We start from the raw sequence: 16,786 nt of genomic DNA on the forward strand, positions 1-16,786 counted from the left end.
TACTAAATATGCTGAGGAATTTTGGATTTCATCTGGTGCTGCATGGTCACAAGCACAATCCATATCATTTTTCTGAAAACAGTTACACAGCGTTTCATGAAATGCAGCGGCCTCCTATTTTGATCGTTGCAGGTGGATCGGCCAGTAGTACAGAACTGCCAGAAGATGGATTCAATTGTTATAATAGCATTCGGGTTAAGTGGAATCCGGAAGCTAAGCAGGGACGGATAATGCTTTGGACCAGCCGGCTCATCGTAAGTAAAAAAGGTGAGCGTCTGCTGTCTAGCGATTGGAGATGGATGACTCGTTTAATCGACGATCGTCCGTATCTTGGTGGCCCGTCATTCCCGCAATCTATTGCAACGGAACTGCGCGAATTTGAAACCGCCACAGACAAGCAAGATGAACATCGCCGGAGAAAGCTCTACAATCAACTGAGATACAATCTCCCCGTCTGCGAAGTTATGCCCTCGCTTATATCCGGGCAGCATAATGAAGCGAGAGTGTGGATCGAGTTTCATGAGTCAACACGAGACAAGAAAAAAGATCGACCATTAGCGGTCACTTGGAGTGCTGGAGAAAGTAATGCAGTGATCACCGTCCAAGGTGACAAAGACCACCGTTTCTGTGCCACCTTTCACTACTATGGCCCGATGCTCGTTCAGGCCAAGCTCAGTTTTTCAGATGGGGACGTTGCTTATGGTTACGTCTATGTCCGGATGCCGACCGTTTATCGCAGACCGGATCATCCTCCTATTGATCTGGGATGAGGAAAGATTATGAAATTCTACGTATCTGGGCCAGTTGTGGAGCAGCTAAGTGAGAAGGAAACACTTGGTAGGATTTATCTTGTGATCGAGAGTGCACTAAAAGGGCACACTGTAGAATTGCCGCTTCGGTCGCGCGAGGTGCCGTCGCGGGGTTGGTAGGAATTGAGTGTGGCGTAGTCTCCGGGGTGATCAACCTCGAATCATCCGGCGTTGAAGCGTCGGACTGGAGACCACGCCATGACGAGCACTACCACGAAGCCTGATTCTTTGCAGCCTGCGGCCGATATGGCCGGCGATCTTTTCGACAATTGGTTTGATCCGCTTGAGGCCGAAGTGCGGGCTCGATCGCGTGAGTTCATCGAAGAACTGCTCCGCGGCGAGCTCGAGGCGGCACTTTCGCGGCCACGTTACGGGCGCATCCCGATGTCCGGCAACGAAGGAAGAGCGAGCGTTGCGGGCCACCGCCACGGCAGCCGGACGCGATCGCTGACCGGCACGTTCGGACCGATCGAGATCGCGGTGCCGCGCGCCCGTCTGACCACTGCCGATGGCAAGACGACCGAATGGAAGAGCCAGACGCTGCGGGCCTATCAGCGGCGCACACTGGCCGCCGACGCGCTGATCGCGAGCACGTATCTCGCTGGCACCAACACGCGGCGGGTGCGTCGCGCGCTCGCGGCCTTGTTCGGCGGGACGGTCGGCAAGGACACGGTGAGCCGGACCTGGCGCAAGGTGAAGAGCGACTGGGACGCCTGGCACACCCGCTCGCTGACTGGAGAGCCGATCGTGCGCCTGATCCTCGACGGCACCGTGGTGCGCGTGCGGCTCGACCGCAAGGCGACCTCCATCTCGCTGCTGGTCGTTCTCGGCGTGCGCGAGGACGGCCAGAAGGTGCTGCTCGCGATCAAGAGCATGGGCGGCGAGAGCGCCGAGGCCTGGCGCACTGTCCTTGCTGACCTCATCAATCGCGGGCTGCGGCGTCCGGAATTCCTCATCGTCGATGGCGCGCCGGGGCTCGACAAGGCCATCGCCTCCGTCTGGGACGGCGTGCCGGTCCAGCGCTGCACGGTCCACAAGCACAGGAACCTGTTCGCACATGCCCCAGAGCGGCTGCATGACGAGATCACCGCTGATTACAACGACATGATCTACGCGACGACGCCTGAGGAGATCGAAGCGCGCCGCAAAGCCTTCATCCGCAAATGGAGGCTCAAGCATCGCGCCGTCGCCGACAGCCTGGAGGAGGCAGGAGAACGCTTGTTCACCTTCACGCGCCTGCCGCCGAGCCAATGGCGCAGCGTGCGCACCACCAATGCAATCGAGCGGCTGCACGAAGAGTTCAAGCGAAGAATCAAGACGCAAACCGTGCTGCCGTCAGCAGACACCGCAGCCATGTTGTTCTGGGCGCTGCTCGCCTCTGGACAGATCAACATGCGCAAGGTCGATGGATGGCAGACGCTCGCCGTAAAGCCTGGCAATCAGCCGATTGACCTCGCAGCCTGAAACGATACCCTCATGTTCCCGGAGAATGCGCCACGCCCAATTCCAACCACTTCTCCGACGGCACCTCGCGCGATATAGATAAGCTATCTCCGCCTGACTTCTTTAAGGCGGTATTCGAAATGATAAAGTCCTGCGACGGCGTCATCACCGTCTTGGTGGATGCAGACCAATCGGGGCCGGTTGAAGCAACCATCGCATCGAGTGTCCGCAAGCCCCAGTGCATAGTGGATGGGTCATCGGGAGCCGTTCGACTACTAAGAGGGCTGCCGGGTGTCTCTGAAGTCTCGAAGTTCACGACGCCTGAACTGGAATCTCAAGTTCGTGGGATTGTTGAGCGCTTTCTCAAAACGATGAATTCTAGGTAGTCATAGGTATTAAGTCCTGTTTGTTAGATGAAATCAAATCACGAGGTCGCCAACGCCGGAGTTACGGTGACACCCATTAGCCGGCCGGTCGTCAAGATGCAGAGCAAAGTTTTTTGGCAGGGGAATTACGGAATTACGGTGACAGTGCACTAAATCTCCTAGAAGTTAAGTGGACTGTCACCGTAATTCCGAAGGGCGATTTTTTGACGTCCAGGTGACAAGAAAATTTGGTGTCGTGCACGATGATTTGAGCGGATTGTAAATTGAACAGAGGGTTTCGAATGTTAATGCTGCAACGCTTCGGTTTTGCAACGACATTGATTGCGTTGTGCACGTTAGGCTTTGGCCGATCGGAGGCGGCATTAGTCCCGCCTTACTTCTTTAGTTCAGTAGTCACGCTAGGAGGTATGCAGCCCGTTTTGGAGTTGGGCAAGCCGGCCACTACCAAATGGGTCACAGAGGGGACCGGCTTCTTTTACGGATACTTGGTTCAAGATGATCCGGACTCTACGAAGAAAAAATACGCGGTATTCTTGATAACCGCTGGTCATGTTGTGAAGAGTCACCCAGCGAACGCAAGCGGCACTATAGGCATTAGAGTTGATGCGACCGAAACGACAGCAAAAGCGCAAGATTTTGAAATACCAATTGCTGACTGGTTTTTTCATCCGAGCCCCGATGTCGATCTGGCTGCCGTTCCGATGCCCATTGAATTGCTGAAGACTTTGAAGTTAGAGACGGGATTTTTTGCCAACGATCAACACGCTTTCACTAAAAATCAAATGGTCGAAGCTGGCGTATCTGCGGGTGACGGCATCTTCATACTTGGATTCCCGATGGGGTTGTCCGGGCAATCACGAAACTATGCGATCGTGCGACAGGGCGCGATTGCTCGGATATCTGAATATCTCGACGGCGCGTCCAAGTGGTTTCTGGTCGATTCTTTCGTATTTCCCGGTAATAGCGGTGGTCCAGTGGTTTTGAAGCCAGAAATAACATCCATCACCGGAACTAAATCTAACGGAAAAGCAGCCCTCATTGGCGTCGTGCAAGGATACCAGCCATATACTGATGTCGCTATCAGTTTGCAGACAAAGCATCAGAGAATTGCGTTTGAAGAAAATTCGGGATTGGCGGTGGTGTTTCCCGTCGACTACATCAATGAGATGGTCAAGGAACGCTCGGAAGCAGTTTGGAAGGTTGAGCAACTTAAGATGAAACCTCCCGAAACCGCTCCCATTCCCGAAGCTGCGCCAGCAAAGTGATCAAAGGTCGATCCATTTGTTCTGATCGAGATAAACAATTTGCACGGCGCGCGATACGTTCTTGCGATGATTGCCGATGATCCTATGCGCTCATCGAGGCCGCGCATACCGCTGTGTCCGAGCGGCAAGCGACTGCCCGTCGCCTTGCGACAAATTGGCACGACGGGCAAAATTCCCCTTCACTGAAACCCCAAATCAGCGGCCTATCTCCGGCCATCCCGTTCCAAGAAGAGGGGCGGTCGCGCGTCGTCACGAACGCGGGATGGGATGTGGTGGACGCGAGAGCGTCGGCGCGCACATGCGGGTCGCAGGGCGGGTTGAACCTCGTGAGCGATTGGCAGGCGCGCAGGACGAACGACGTTTTAGCGTACGGCAAAACCGTGTGGTCCTGACACCCGTTGCTGGTGCCAAGTCGGCGGTGGCAAACTCGATCCCGACCGGGTTTGAGGAGCCGCTTGAATCCGCCGACGACGGTGACAAGACGAATTCGTCGCCGAGGAGAGCACGGCATAAGCCGTAAAGCCATCACGCAGGGGATGCCGGATGCCTCCGCTGAACCTGTATGCTCGTGTGCGCATTTCCTTGTGCATCTTGCACACGAGACCGCGGGTGCAGCGCGCACCCGGCATTCCCTGCGCCCTCTCGTTTTCGAGGGTGAACTCTTTCAAGACTCGGGCGCATCGCGCCGCGAGACTGTGGAGGTATGTCCTTTATGAAGCACCGCGTGTGTGGGGGAGCGGACCGCCGGCAGGCGCTCGAGCGCTGCGTCGCCGCGCTCAAGGGTTCCGGCTTCGACATCGGCTGGATCGATGGCGACATGGGGCAGGGGCCGACGCTCCGAAGGCTGTCCCGGCCACTGACTAAGCTGCAGCGCCGAATGACGGCGCGCTGGAAAATAGCAACCAAATGTAGTCTATTTCACATGGAGCAATCTCAGGAAGAGTGATAAATTGGGCGCGGGCGCAGGCGTCTTTCGGCAGCACGGCCGGCTTAACAGTCGGCGCGTTCCCCTCGCATCGTGGGAGGAGATCAGAAATGACCGACCATCAAAATTCGCAGAAACCTGTCCGTAACCCATCGAAAAAGCTGCGTCGCCGCGATTTTGTCACGGGGTCGCTGACGGTGGGCGCCGGGCTCGCCGCCGGCGCCACCACGGCCTGGAAGGCCTGGTCGCAAGCGGCACAGGCGCCCACGCCGGTGCCGACGATTCCGATCGAGTGCGTGCCGCCGGTGCCGTTTGGGCAGGCGGTCGCCTATGGTTCGCCGGGGGCGGGCCCGGTACGAATTCGCAAGAGCGTGTTCGAACTCAACGCCAGCGAAGTCGACCGTCTCAAGGCCGCCTATACCGAGCTGTTCAAGATCACGAAAAACGACGACCCGCGCGGATGGTACCGGCAGGGTGCGGTGCATTGCTGGTACTGCAGCGGCGCGGGCGACAGCCTGAACGGCATGGAGATCCACGGCGGCTGGTGGTTCTTCGCCTGGCACCGCGCCTACCTTTATTTCCACGAAACCATCCTCGGCAAGCTGATCGGCGATCCCTCGTTCGCGCTTCCCTATTGGGATTGGGATTCCTGCAAGGACGATCCGAACGATATGACCGGGCGCAACCGTTTCCCCGGCGAGGTCTACGGCTTTCCGACCGACCTCAATCCAAATCCGCTGTTCGACACCACGCGCGCCGTGGGAAAGGACGACAGGATTCCGACCTCCGTCGTCGGCCCGACCGCGATGAACGCGATCCTTGGCGCAAAGTCGTTTTCGGATTTCGGCGGCAGCGGCAACGAGGAACTGCCGGTGTTCGCCCAGACCGCCAATGCGCCCCAACAAGCGGGCACGCTCGAGGCAGGCCCGCACGGCATGGTTCATCTGTGGACCACCGATCCAAAAAACTTCTCCGGCCTTGCCGATATGGGGATGCTCGCCGCGGCAGCGTTCGATCCGGTGTTCTTCGCGCACCACGCCAATATCGACCGTCTCTGGAGCAAATGGGTCGCGATGGCCGGACACGCCAACCCGTCCAACGATCGTTGGCTCAATCAGCAGCCGTTTTACTTTTACGATCAGGCCCAGATATGGACCGGAATCGTGATCAGTCAGGTGATCGATTCCGAGAAATCGCTCGGATACCGCTACCAGCCGCCACAATGGCCGCCCGGTGCCGCGGTTGCCGCGGCCGCACCCGGTGCGCCCGAGCCGATCCGGGTCGCGCAGGTGGCTCCGCTCAGTACGCCCCTGGCTGCAATCAATACCGGCGCAGAACCGCGCGCGCTCGCCTCGCAGCCGACGACGCTGCAGATTGCGCTGCCGCAGGAGGTCAGGCCGCGCATTACCGCGCTGGCGACCGGGGCGAGCGCGGCGACCTTGGTGCTGCGCATCGATGGCGTGGAAATTCCCGCCGATCGCGGCGCGGTGGTTCAGGTCTTCCTCAACCGGCCCGACGTCACGGCCCCGGCCAGGGGGCCTGAACCCGGCTATCTCGGCAGTATCATCATCGTGCCGTCGACCGGAAAACGCATGCTGGGTTTGCACCCGACGATCACGCGCAATTTCGGCTTCCCATTGTCGGCGGAGCAGGCCGCCGGCCTGTCGGGCAAGGAAAGTCTTTCCGTGACGCTCGTGCCGGTCACCGGCGACAACAAGCCACCGGAAGTCCTGCGCTACCGGCAGGTCTATCTGTCGTCCCGGCAGTAGCGCCGGACACCGAGCGGCAGCTGTTGCCGGGTCCCAAACCGCGCCAAAAACGTGGTAGCCATGTTGGTTATCGCGGGCGCGGTTGGGGGAGGGAACGGCTGTTGGCAAACCTTTGGGCCCGGAAGTCCGCGGCGGAACTGCTGCAGGAGGCCGCGCTTGGGGACAGCGACGCGGAGGTGCATCCGCTGAAGCGATCATTGTCCGCGCTCAACCTCGTCGCGATCGGCATCGGCGGAATTATCGGTGCGGGCATCTTCGTCCTGACCGGGCATGCCGCCGCGGCGAACGCCGGGCCAGCGGTCACGCTGTCGTTTCTCCTCGGTGCGGTCGCCTGTGCATTCGCCGGGCTGTGCTACGCCGAGATGGCGTCGACCGTTCCGATCAGCGGCAGTGCCTATACCTATGCCTATGCGACGCTTGGCGAACTGATGGCGTGGATCATCGGCTGGGACCTCATCCTCGAATACGCGGTCGGCGCCGTGACGGTCGCGATCGGATGGTCGGGCTATGTCGTCAGCTTCGCCAAGGATTTTGGTCTCGATTTGCCGTCGCGGCTGGTTTCGTCCCCCCTGAGCTTTGACGACAAGACGCACGCCTGGTCGTCGACCGGTGCGATTTTCAACGTCCCGGCGATGCTCATCATCGTTCTCGTGACGGCGCTGCTGGTCGTGGGCATCCGCGAGTCGGCGCGCTTCAACGGCTTTGTCGTCGCGGTCAAGCTGACGGTCATCGCGCTCTTCATTATTTGTACGGCTTCCTCGGTCACGTCAGCGAACTGGGTTACGTCAAGCAATCCCGACGGGGCATTCATCCCGCCGAACGCCGGCCCGGGCACCTATGGCTGGTCCGGCGTGATCCGCGGCGCGGCCGTGGTGTTCTTTGCCTATATCGGTTTCGACGCGGTTTCGGCCACGGCGCAGGAAGCGCGGACACCGCAGCGCGATATGCCGATCGGAATTCTGGGCTCGCTTGTCATCTGTACCGTCCTCTACGTCGCCGTTGGTTTTGTGCTGACCGGGATCGTACCGTTCGACCGCTTGAACGTTCCCGATCCGATTGCGGTTGGCGTCGATGCCGCAGGGGTCGGATGGCTATCGCCGCTCATCAAGCTCGGCATCCTGTTCGGGCTGACGTCGGTTATTCTGGTCAGCCTGTTGCCGCAGCCGCGGATTTTTCGCGCCATGGCGCATGACGGATTGCTGCCGCCGATTGCCGCGAAAATTCACCCCCGGTTCCGGACGCCTTATGTATCCACCATCGGCTGCGGAATTGTCGTCGCGGTTCTCGCAGGCTTGCTGCCGATCGGCCTCGTCGGCGAGCTCGTCAGCATCGGAACGCTGTTTGCATTCGCCGTGGTTTCGATCGGCACGCTGGTGCTGCGGTTGATCGAGCCGGAGCTCATCCGTCCGTTTCGATCTCCCGCGATCTGGTTGGTGGCGCCGGCCGGCGCCGCCATCTCCATTTTTTTGATGGTCAGCCTGCCGCTGGATACCTGGATCAGATTGGCGGTCTGGCTCGCCGTCGGGCTGGTCATTTATTTCGCGTATGGCGCAAGGCACAGCATGAAGGCGAACCGCCGTTCGCAGATGTGAAAATTGCTTCCGTAGTCTGGCGACAGCAAGATTTCATCAAGTCCGAATGCCGTCACCGCCGCGCCTGGAAATGGCAGCGGCGGCGTCGAGGCCATGCGCGAGCGAGCGGCCGGTTGAAAGCACCAGCGATTTCACGTGCGAGCGCAGGATCGCGACGGCGCCAGACGTCGCCGAGACTGCACCCAGCCAGGTTACCGGGCTGGCGATGCGCAGCCGGGCCGCATCCATCGCGGGCTTCTCGATCCAGCGATAGGTCAGGGCGGCGACCGGTACGACGAGGACGACAAAAAGGGTCAGTGACGGCAACAGCGCCTGTCCCGGCGTTCCCAGCAGCATCGGCTTCTCATTGTTGTGCCAGCCCACCAGCTCGATGTGGGTTTTGTGGCCGACAAAGGAGGCGATCATCTTGATCAGCTGAAACACGAAGGTGTGGATCATGTAGATCGAGTAGGACCACAGCCCGAGTTTCTGCAGCGCCGACGACCGCAGCACGGCCGAGACCGCGCCCTGGTCGAACGAAAACACGTAGATCACGATCGCGGCGAGGATCGGAAAGGCATATTGCGTTCCGCCCGGCGGCGTGGTCGCCGCGAAGGCAACGGCCAATACCACGCAGCAGGCCTCCAGCACGTTCGGCGCCACGAGGTGACCGCTGGAACGCACGCGCCAGTCATACACCAGGCAGCCTGCGAAGAAGCTGAAGATGGTCCGCAGGACGCCCGAATCGGCGGAGACGAACAGCGTGTGCGGCGAAACCATGTAGAGCAGCAGCCCGGCCAGCAGGCAGAGGCCAAAGAACATGTCGTAGCGCCGGCGGGGGAACAGCAGGACAACGGCGGCGAACAGGATCGAGACGTAGAATTCGAGCGCCGCACTCCAGGCCGGTCCGTTCCAGCTCAGCGCCGGATGCAAGCCGAAGGACTGCAGAAACAGGACATTGGTGACGATCTCCCAGAGCGAATGTCCCGGCGCGAAGGGCTGCGAATCCAGCGCCATCGAGCCATCGGCGCGGGTAAACACGAACTTGGTCAATTCGAGCATCACGAACAGCGCCAGCATCACGATGTGCAGCGGCCAGAGCCGGGCAAACCGCATCGCCATGAAGCGGACGCCGTCAACGCCGTCGTTGAGGCGCTGGCCATAGGCGTGACAGAGCACGAAGCCGGACAGGGCGAAGAACATGTCGACGCAGAATTGCAGATTGGCGAACGCGCCGACGTCCTTCAGCGCATGGTAAATCGGGATATGGAACAGCACGACCAGCAGCGCGCAGACGCCGCGCAGCGCATCAAGTGCCTCAAATCGAACCGCAACCGAAGATGTCTGTGCCGGCATGGTACATCTCTCTTATATGGTGGTTGCGTTGCACTCCCTTGAGCAAGAGGGGGGCCAGGTGCCGGGCAAGGCGGGGCTCTGCTTCACCCGGGGCCTATATTTTCTGCATGAGCAGAGCGTTCGTGAACGAGGACGAGCCGGCCGGGAGTTTCCCACCGCGACATTTGCGCAGATTGTCGCCATGCCGATTGCGGCGGATTTCAAAACCGCGCTTTTGCCAACCATCGTCTGAATGAGACCGGCGAAGGACTTCTTCATTACCAACGTGTAGCAACGCGGGTGGGCTTTCAGCGATGACGCGCCGTGACAGCGGAGAACGACCAACTCGGCATCAACGATGACTTTACTTGGCTAATGGTGTGATTTCCACTTTGTCTAGTCGATCAACTCGGCCCCGATCGCTTTGGACAATCTGCCGTTGCCGCGTTAGCGACGTCGGCTGGTCCGCGAGAAGCGAACTACGATCGGGTATCGATCCGGGTCTTTAGCCCGCTGATCAGCAGGTCGAGTCCTGCTTCGAAGCGATCGTCGAGATCGTTGTCGAACATACGGTGCAAAGCCGCGTGGATGCTTGGGTACTTTATTGCCGCAAGGTTCGCGAACTTCGCTTGTCGGTTCGCGAGATCGAGCGGGCCGCCTGTTCGCGGATCCAGTCCCTGTTCCTCCATCGTGAAACCCAGCACGTAATAGACGAGACTGAAGGCTCCGTCGGATGACAGCTCTGGCGAAGCGCCCGCTTCCTGCATTAGCGCCATCATGGCTTCGACGACTCGAAGCACGTTGTCGGTAGGGACATACGTGCCGGCGAAGACGCGAGCGCCGTCCCGGTGGGCGAGAAAAGCCCGCCGGATGGCACGGATAACAGCCTTCAGCCGCTCGTCCCAGGCTTTGCCCTTGCGATTCCGCGGCAGTGACACGGCGCCAAAAATGGCATCCGCCATGCCGTCCAGCAATGCCTGCTTGTTGGGAAAATGCCAATAAAGCGATGGCGCCTGAATCTTCAAGGCGGTGGCGACCCGCCGCATCGTGAGGCCCTCCAGCCCAACCTCATCGAGCAAGGTCAGCGCCGCCCGTACGATCAACTCTTGTTGAATGCCCACACTGGCTGCCACCGCTTGATCTCACTAACACCGTTAGACTAAGTCTTACACCGTAAGATACGTGGAGAGATGATCATGAGCAATGAATTCGACGTCATCGTCGTTGGCGGCGGACCGGTGGGACTATGGCTTGCCTGTGAGTTGGCGCTGGCAAAAGTCAAAGTCCTCGTGCTGGAACGGCGCGCCGAACGCGTCACCCAATCCCGCGCATTGACGATCCACGGTCGAACCCTGGAGGTGTTCGCCCTGCGCGGGATCGCGGAGCGCTTCCTCTCACAAGGTCGTCCGATCCCTGGGTTCTTCTTCGGGGGGCTGGACACACTGCTTGACTTCTCGACATTGGGCTCGCGCTTTCCTTTCACGCTGTTCCTGCCACAGGCGACGACCGAAAGGCTCATCGAGGAGCGTGCACTGGAATTGGGCGTGGACATCAGGCGTGGCCACCTTGTGGAAGAGGTTGAGCAGAATGCCGACAGCGTCATCATACGGGGCCGGAACGGCGAGACGCCATTCGGCTTTGCTGCTCGCTACGCCGCTGGGGCCGATGGCGCTCGCAGCATCGTAAGGCATGCCTTAGCCATCGATTTTGTCGGTCATCCGGCACGGCATACAATGACATTGGCAGACGTTGTGCTTGATGCGCCACCAGAGAGACCGGTCCTCACCCTCGTCAACGAGGCTGGTGGTTTGGTTCTCGCGCCACGTGGCGATGGTGTTCATCACAGAATTGGCGTCATTGATGCATCGTCACCCTATTTAGCCCCCTCCGAGCCGGTATCGCTCGCCGAGGTTGCGGCTTCCGCGGCCCGCATTTTCGGCAGGGATCTCCGTCCGCGCGATCCTGTTTGGATATCGCGCTTCACAGATGAATCGCGCCTCGCCGAGTGCTACCGGAAAGAGCGGATTTTCCTGGCTGGCGATGCCGCTCACATTAACCCGCCGATGGGCGGTCAGGGCATGAACGTCGGCATCCAGGACGCCATGAATCTCGGCTGGAAACTGGCGAGTGTTATACACGGTACCGCGTCTGACGAGATACTCGATAGCTATCAGTCAGAGCGTAGACCGGTCGGCGAGGCGCTCCAACATGACACGCTTGCGCAGTTCGCGCTGTTCTCCGCATTTGATCCTCCGGCATTGGCTCTGCGGCGCATGCTCAGCGGCTTTCTTCGCGTGCCGGAGGTCAACCGCCAGCTCTCGGACCAGCTCTCCGGCTTCGGGGTCGCCTATCCGGAGCCGCTGTTTCAGGCGGAGCACAATTGGGAACATCGGAAAGGTGTGAGCGGGCATCGTCTTTCAGACGGGGATCTCGTGTTGAGGGACGGCTCGCGCACGACCCTCTACCCCTATCTCCAAGAAGGCCGCTGGGTCCTGTTGCAAGTCGCTGCGGAGAGCAACGCAACGCCGGTCAGGGACGCAATCAACATCGTCAGCCTGGCACCCGGCGCCAACGACGGTTTGCTCGGCAAATTCGCTTCAATGCTTGTCCGTCCCGACGGCTACCTCGCCCACGTGTGCCCCGTAGACGACGCAGGCCACACCGAGTTCGCCGCCTGATTGCCGACCCTGTACGCGGACCATCAGCTCGTTCTCACATCAATCTTGCCTCACCCGCCTTATCGTTGAGAACGGTCGTTCCTGCCCCGGAGATCAGCATGACCACCGACGCAACACCTGACACAACCATGATCAACGTCCGGTCACAGAAATTGTCGTGTCTCACTTATGGGGTGCAGTGCAGCACTGTCGCCGTAATCGATGGTAAATGTTGGCTTGAGCGCCAAAAAGTTCTGCGAAATGGTGCGGATACCGCACAATTCGAGTATCAATTACGCGCAGACAGCAATCTCCTGGATGAAATCCAGAAGCGCTCGGACCTTTGCCGGCGGGAGGTGGCGCGAGGGATGATAGGCATAGAGCGGATAGAGTTCTTCCGACCATTCCGGCAGGATCTGAACAAGCTCGCCTCGCGATAGTAAAGGCGCCAAACCGATCGCGAGGCTCTGGAAAATGCCTTGACCCGCCACGCAGGCTGTTACCGCGACGGAAGGATCATCCAGCACCAGGCGACTGGAGACCTTGACCTCGACGATCTCCCCGCCTCGGTGAAACTCCCATGGAAAAGGAAGGCCAGTCTGAGGATCACGGAAGAGAAGCGCCTCGTGATGGACGAGGTCGTGCGGTGATCGCGGCTCGCCGTGTTTTTCGAGATAGGCCGGAGCGGCGACCGTCAGGATGCGGGTCTCCAGCAGCTTGCGCACGATGAGGGATGACTCATCGGGGGGACCGAAGCGCACCGCCACGTCGACGCCGGTCATCATCTCCTGGCGATAGTTGCTGGTGGAGAAATCGACCGACAGCAGAGGATAGCGGACCAGAAACTGCTGGAGCTTCGACGCAAGCACCGTACGCGCGAACCACGGGTCCACCGATACGCGCAGCCGGCCGCGCACGACCGCCGCCGCCCCCGCGACCTCGGCGGCCGCCTCATCCAGGCCAGCGAGAAGCGGCATCACCTGCGCATGGAAGCGCCGGCCTTCCTCGGTGAGGCTGACTTCGCGTGGATTGCGATCGAAAAGCCGCACGCCGACCCGCGCCTCCAGACGCGCGACGGCGCGGCTCACCGCTGACGGCGTCAGGCCGAGCATCTCCGCGGCGCGGGCGAAATTCCCAGCCTCCGTAACCGCTGTCAGGACACCGACGCCGGTCAGAAGCCGCGTGTCGAAAACCATTCGATCTCCCTTCGCCTCTGCAGGTCTCCGCCGGAGCCTCACTCCGAGGCGGATAAGCAGTGAATCTGAGTCACTGTAGCATTGATTCTAATGAGCGTGAATCACGTCATGGCACGGCTTACAAGGGTGACGTCTTAGCAACATCGGGGGTGAGCGGCCGAGCAAATCGGATTTCCTCCGATCCGGAAAGGAGTTAGCCATGAACCACCTCACACGCAGAACGATGCTTCAGCGCGGGGGAATGCTGGGGGCCATTCTGGCTCTCGATGCGGTCAGCCCCACCCTGGCCGGGACAACGCCGGCCGCCTCGTCAGTAAGATTCAAGGCGATCGACGCCGCCTTGCGGGGAGGCGTCTCAAAGAACGACGTTGCCGGTGTCGTCGCCATGGCGGCCACGCCGAAGGGCGTTGTCTACGAGGGCGCCTTCGGCAAGGCGAATGTTGCGACCGGCGCGCCGATGACAGTGGACACGGTGTTCTGGCTCCTGTCGATGACCAAAGCCTTCACGGCAACAGCCTGCATGCAACTGATCGAGCAGGGCCGCCTGCATCTGGACGACGACGCGGCGAAGTACCTGCCTGAGCTGGCCTCGCCGCAGGTCCTCGAAGGATTCGGCGAGGATGGAACGCCGCGACTGCGGCCGGCCAAGGGCGCGATCAAGGTGCGCCATCTGCTGACGCATACCTCCGGCTACACCTACTCGATCTGGAGCGAGGCTCTGACCCGCTACGAGAAGGTGACGGGCATGCCCGACATCGCGACCTGCAAGAACGCCGCCTTCACGGCTCCGCTCGAGTTCGAGCCTGGCGAGCGGTGGGAATACGGCATCAGCATGGACTGGGTCGGCAAGCTGGTCGAGGCGGTGTCCGACCAGTCGCTCGAGATCTACTTCCGCGAGAACATCTTCGCGCCGCTCGGCATGAAGGATTCGGGGTTTCTGATCGGGACCGAGCAGAAGCGGCGCGTAGCCACTTTCCACAACCGCCGCGCCGATGGCGGGCTGGATCCGGCGCCCTTCGAGATGCCGCAACGGCCGGAGTTCTTCATGGGCGGCGGCGGCGCCTTCAGCACGCCGCGGGACTACATGGCGTTCCTGCAGGCGCTGCTGAACGGCGGCGCGCTGCATGGCGTCCGAATCCTGCGTCCGGAGACGGTTGCCATGATGATGCAGAACCAGATCGGCGAGCTAAACGTCCAGGAGATGCGCTCGGCGCAGCCGCCCTATTCCCGCAGCTTCGACCAGTTCCCGGGACAGCCGCATAAATGGGGCCTGTCCTTCGACATCAACATGCAGCCGGGACCAAACGGGCGCTCCGCCGGCAGCATCTCCTGGGCGGGCCTGCTCAACTGCTACTTCTGGCTCGACCCGGTGAAGCACGTCACCGGCGCGCTCTTCACCCAGATCCTGCCCTTCTTCGACGAGCGGGTCGTCGCGCTCTACGGCGAGTTCGAGCGCGGCCTCTATGCCGGGCTCGCCTGAGCCCTGCGCGATCGACATCAACCTTCTGGAGAACCATCATGTACGCAATCACCGGAATCACTGGCAATGTCGGCGGCGCGCTTGCGCGCGCCCTTCTCGCCGAAAGACTGCCCGTCCGCGCCGTTCTGCGCGACGAGGTCAAGGCGGCGGAGTGGAGAACTCGGGGCTGCGACGTCGCCCTGGCCGAGATGGACGACGCGGCAAGCCTGACTTCAGCCTTCAGGGGTGCCGCGGGCGTATTCATCCTGCCGCCCTCCGAGTTCGATCCGGAGCCCGGCTTTCCCGAGGCCAGGCACGTCATCGCCGCCGTAACGTCGGCTTTGGTTGAGGCTCGTCCCGGCAAGGTGGTCTGCTTGTCGACCATCGGCGCGGATGCGCCGCACGAGAACCTGCTGACCCAGCGCACGCTGATGGAACAGTCGCTGCAGGAGATCGGCCTTCCGGTCACCTTCCTGAGGCCCGGCTGGTTCATGGAGAATGCGCTCTGGGACATTCCCTCGGCGCGCGACGAAGGCGTGCTGCGCAGCTTCCTGCAGCCGGCCGACAAGCTGTTCCCGACGGTCGCGACGCAGGATGTCGGGCGCCTGGCCGCCGCGCTTCTCCGCGAGGACTGGAGCGGGACGCGGGTCGTCGAACTGGAGGGGCCCGCACGCATATCGCCGAACGATCTCGCCCGGGCCTTCGCCACGGTGCTGAAGAGCCCCGTCCGGGTCGAGACGGTGCCGCGCGAGAGCTGGGAGCAGATTTTCCGCTCTCAGGGAACGCGAAATCCATTGCCTCGGATCCGGATGCTCGACGGCTTCAATGAGGGCTGGATCGACTTCAGCGAGCACGGCCGGTCGGCGATGAAGGGCACTACGGCACTCGAAAGCGTCATCGCCGAACTCGTCAGGGCGAGCCAGACCAAAGCATCCGTCTGACGCCGCCGCCCTTGTGATGGCTTGCCGCCTGCCGGCAGCGCAAAAGGGTGACCGCACCGACCCGCCGGCAGGAAATCCGAGAAAGGAAAACATCATGGAGACGATCATGACACAGGGTGTTGCGATGCCTCGCCTCGGCTTCGGCACCTTCCGGATGCCGGGAGCCGACGCCCAGCCGGTCGTCGAGAGTGCGATCGCGCTCGGCTACCGACATATCGACACCGCCGCGATGTACGACAACGAAACCGCCGTCGGCGCGGCCATCGCGGCGTCCGGCGTGAACCGGAACGAGCTCTTCGTCACCACGAAGGTCTGGCATGATCAGCTTGCGCCGGATGCGCTCTACCGCGCCTTCGACACCAGTCTGCGGAAACTGGGGCTCGACCATGTCGACCTCTATATGATCCATTGGCCGTCACGAGACATGGACATGGCAGCGACGCTGGAAGCGTTGATGTCGCTGCGGGAGCGCGGCCTGACGCGCGCGATCGGCGTGTGCAACTTCAACCTGCCGATGATCCGTCGCGCGGTGGAGGAGATCGGCGCGCCGATTGCCAGCCTCCAGGTCGAATACCACCCGTTCCTGTCGCAGGCGGCGATGCTCGCCTATCTGCGCGGCAAGGGGATTCCGCTGACAGCCTATGCGCCCCTCGCGCAAGGGCGGGCGGCAAGTGATCCCACGCTCGCCTTCCTCGGCCACAAGCACGGTTGCAGTGCCGCTCAGATGGCGGTCGCCTGGCTCCTCGATCAGGAGGGCGTCATCGTGATTCCGAAAGCCGCCCGTCCCGAAAGCCAGAAGGCCAATCTTGATGCACTCGGCACCCAGCTCGATGACGAGGATCGCGCCGCTATCGCCGCTCTGCCGAAAGACCAGCGCTTCGTCCGGCCGCCCTTCGCGCCAGAGTGGGACGCTCTCGGATGAAATTCATCGGCGCAGCGGCCTTGGCGGGGATAGAACGTGCGCCAAGTGTGAAACGTTTAGAGGGCTTTGGCTTGCTGAATTGCGATAGACTGCACAGAGGGGTGGAAT

General features: G+C 60.9%; 13 protein-coding genes and 1 pseudogene. 11 read left to right on the plus strand and 3 right to left on the minus strand.

Going from position 1 to position 16,786, the window contains the following annotated elements; all coding sequences use genetic code 11:
• Nucleotides 1-35: 35 nt before the first annotated feature.
• From V1289_RS41845 to V1289_RS41870, 6 genes and pseudogenes are all read left to right on the plus strand, one after another.
• Nucleotides 36-770 (plus strand): hypothetical protein, encoded by a 735-nt coding sequence (locus V1289_RS41845; protein ID WP_334405197.1) that lies wholly within the window; start codon nt 36-38, stop codon nt 768-770.
• Nucleotides 771-1,055: 285 nt separating this feature from the next.
• A complete protein-coding gene (locus V1289_RS41850) occupies nt 1,056-2,273 on the plus strand; it encodes an IS256 family transposase (protein ID WP_334407198.1) in 1,218 nt (405 codons plus the stop codon).
• A 646-nt stretch (nt 2,274-2,919) separates the two neighbouring features.
• Nucleotides 2,920-3,903 carry a S1 family peptidase gene (locus tag V1289_RS41855; RefSeq protein ID WP_334405199.1) on the plus strand — a complete coding sequence of 328 codons (984 nt, stop codon included), beginning with the start codon at nt 2,920-2,922 and terminating at the stop codon, nt 3,901-3,903.
• Between the two features lie 742 nt (nt 3,904-4,645).
• Nucleotides 4,646-4,744: pseudogene (locus tag V1289_RS41860) on the plus strand (catechol 2,3-dioxygenase); the annotation flags it as partial.
• 194 nt (nt 4,745-4,938) lie between these two features.
• Nucleotides 4,939-6,597 (plus strand): tyrosinase family protein, encoded by a 1,659-nt coding sequence (locus tag V1289_RS41865; RefSeq protein ID WP_334405200.1) that lies wholly within the window; start codon nt 4,939-4,941, stop codon nt 6,595-6,597.
• Between the two features lie 101 nt (nt 6,598-6,698).
• Nucleotides 6,699-8,189, plus strand: a complete 1,491-nt coding sequence (locus V1289_RS41870) for an amino acid permease (protein WP_334405202.1) — start codon at nt 6,699-6,701, stop codon at nt 8,187-8,189.
• Nucleotides 8,190-8,225: 36 nt separating this feature from the next.
• Here V1289_RS41870 and V1289_RS41875 read toward each other — a convergent pair whose 3' ends face one another.
• On the minus strand, nt 8,226-9,524 hold the full coding sequence (locus tag V1289_RS41875) for an acyltransferase family protein (protein WP_334405204.1): 1,299 nt from the start codon (nt 9,522-9,524) through the stop codon (nt 8,226-8,228).
• A gap of 58 nt (nt 9,525-9,582) precedes the next feature.
• Between V1289_RS41875 and V1289_RS41880 the strand changes: the two genes are divergently transcribed.
• Nucleotides 9,583-9,756 carry a hypothetical protein gene (locus V1289_RS41880; protein WP_334405206.1) on the plus strand — a complete coding sequence of 58 codons (174 nt, stop codon included), beginning with the start codon at nt 9,583-9,585 and terminating at the stop codon, nt 9,754-9,756.
• Between the two features lie 226 nt (nt 9,757-9,982).
• Here V1289_RS41880 and V1289_RS41885 read toward each other — a convergent pair whose 3' ends face one another.
• A complete protein-coding gene (locus V1289_RS41885) occupies nt 9,983-10,636 on the minus strand; it encodes a TetR/AcrR family transcriptional regulator C-terminal domain-containing protein (RefSeq protein ID WP_334405208.1) in 654 nt (217 codons plus the stop codon).
• 63 nt (nt 10,637-10,699) lie between these two features.
• On the opposite strand from V1289_RS41885, the gene V1289_RS41890 reads away from it, so the two are divergent.
• Nucleotides 10,700-12,181: an FAD-dependent monooxygenase gene (locus V1289_RS41890; RefSeq protein ID WP_334405210.1), complete on the plus strand. Its 1,482-nt coding sequence runs from the start codon at nt 10,700-10,702 to the stop codon at nt 12,179-12,181.
• Between the two features lie 272 nt (nt 12,182-12,453).
• On the opposite strand, the gene V1289_RS41895 is transcribed toward V1289_RS41890, so the two are convergent.
• Entirely contained in the window at nt 12,454-13,356 is a 903-nt protein-coding gene (locus V1289_RS41895) for a LysR family transcriptional regulator (RefSeq protein WP_334405212.1), read from the minus strand.
• 199 nt (nt 13,357-13,555) lie between these two features.
• On the opposite strand from V1289_RS41895, the gene V1289_RS41900 reads away from it, so the two are divergent.
• From V1289_RS41900 to V1289_RS41910, 3 genes are all read left to right on the plus strand, one after another.
• Entirely contained in the window at nt 13,556-14,836 is a 1,281-nt protein-coding gene (locus V1289_RS41900; protein ID WP_334405214.1) for a serine hydrolase domain-containing protein, read from the plus strand.
• Between the two features lie 38 nt (nt 14,837-14,874).
• Complete coding sequence (locus V1289_RS41905) at nt 14,875-15,756, plus strand: NmrA family NAD(P)-binding protein (RefSeq protein WP_334405216.1); 882 nt, start codon at nt 14,875-14,877, stop codon at nt 15,754-15,756.
• A gap of 94 nt (nt 15,757-15,850) precedes the next feature.
• Entirely contained in the window at nt 15,851-16,678 is an 828-nt protein-coding gene (locus V1289_RS41910; protein WP_334405218.1) for an aldo/keto reductase, read from the plus strand.
• Nucleotides 16,679-16,786: the final 108 nt, after the last annotated feature.

This window comes from Bradyrhizobium sp. AZCC 2289, assembly GCF_036924615.1.
Taxonomy (GTDB): domain Bacteria; phylum Pseudomonadota; class Alphaproteobacteria; order Rhizobiales; family Xanthobacteraceae; genus Bradyrhizobium.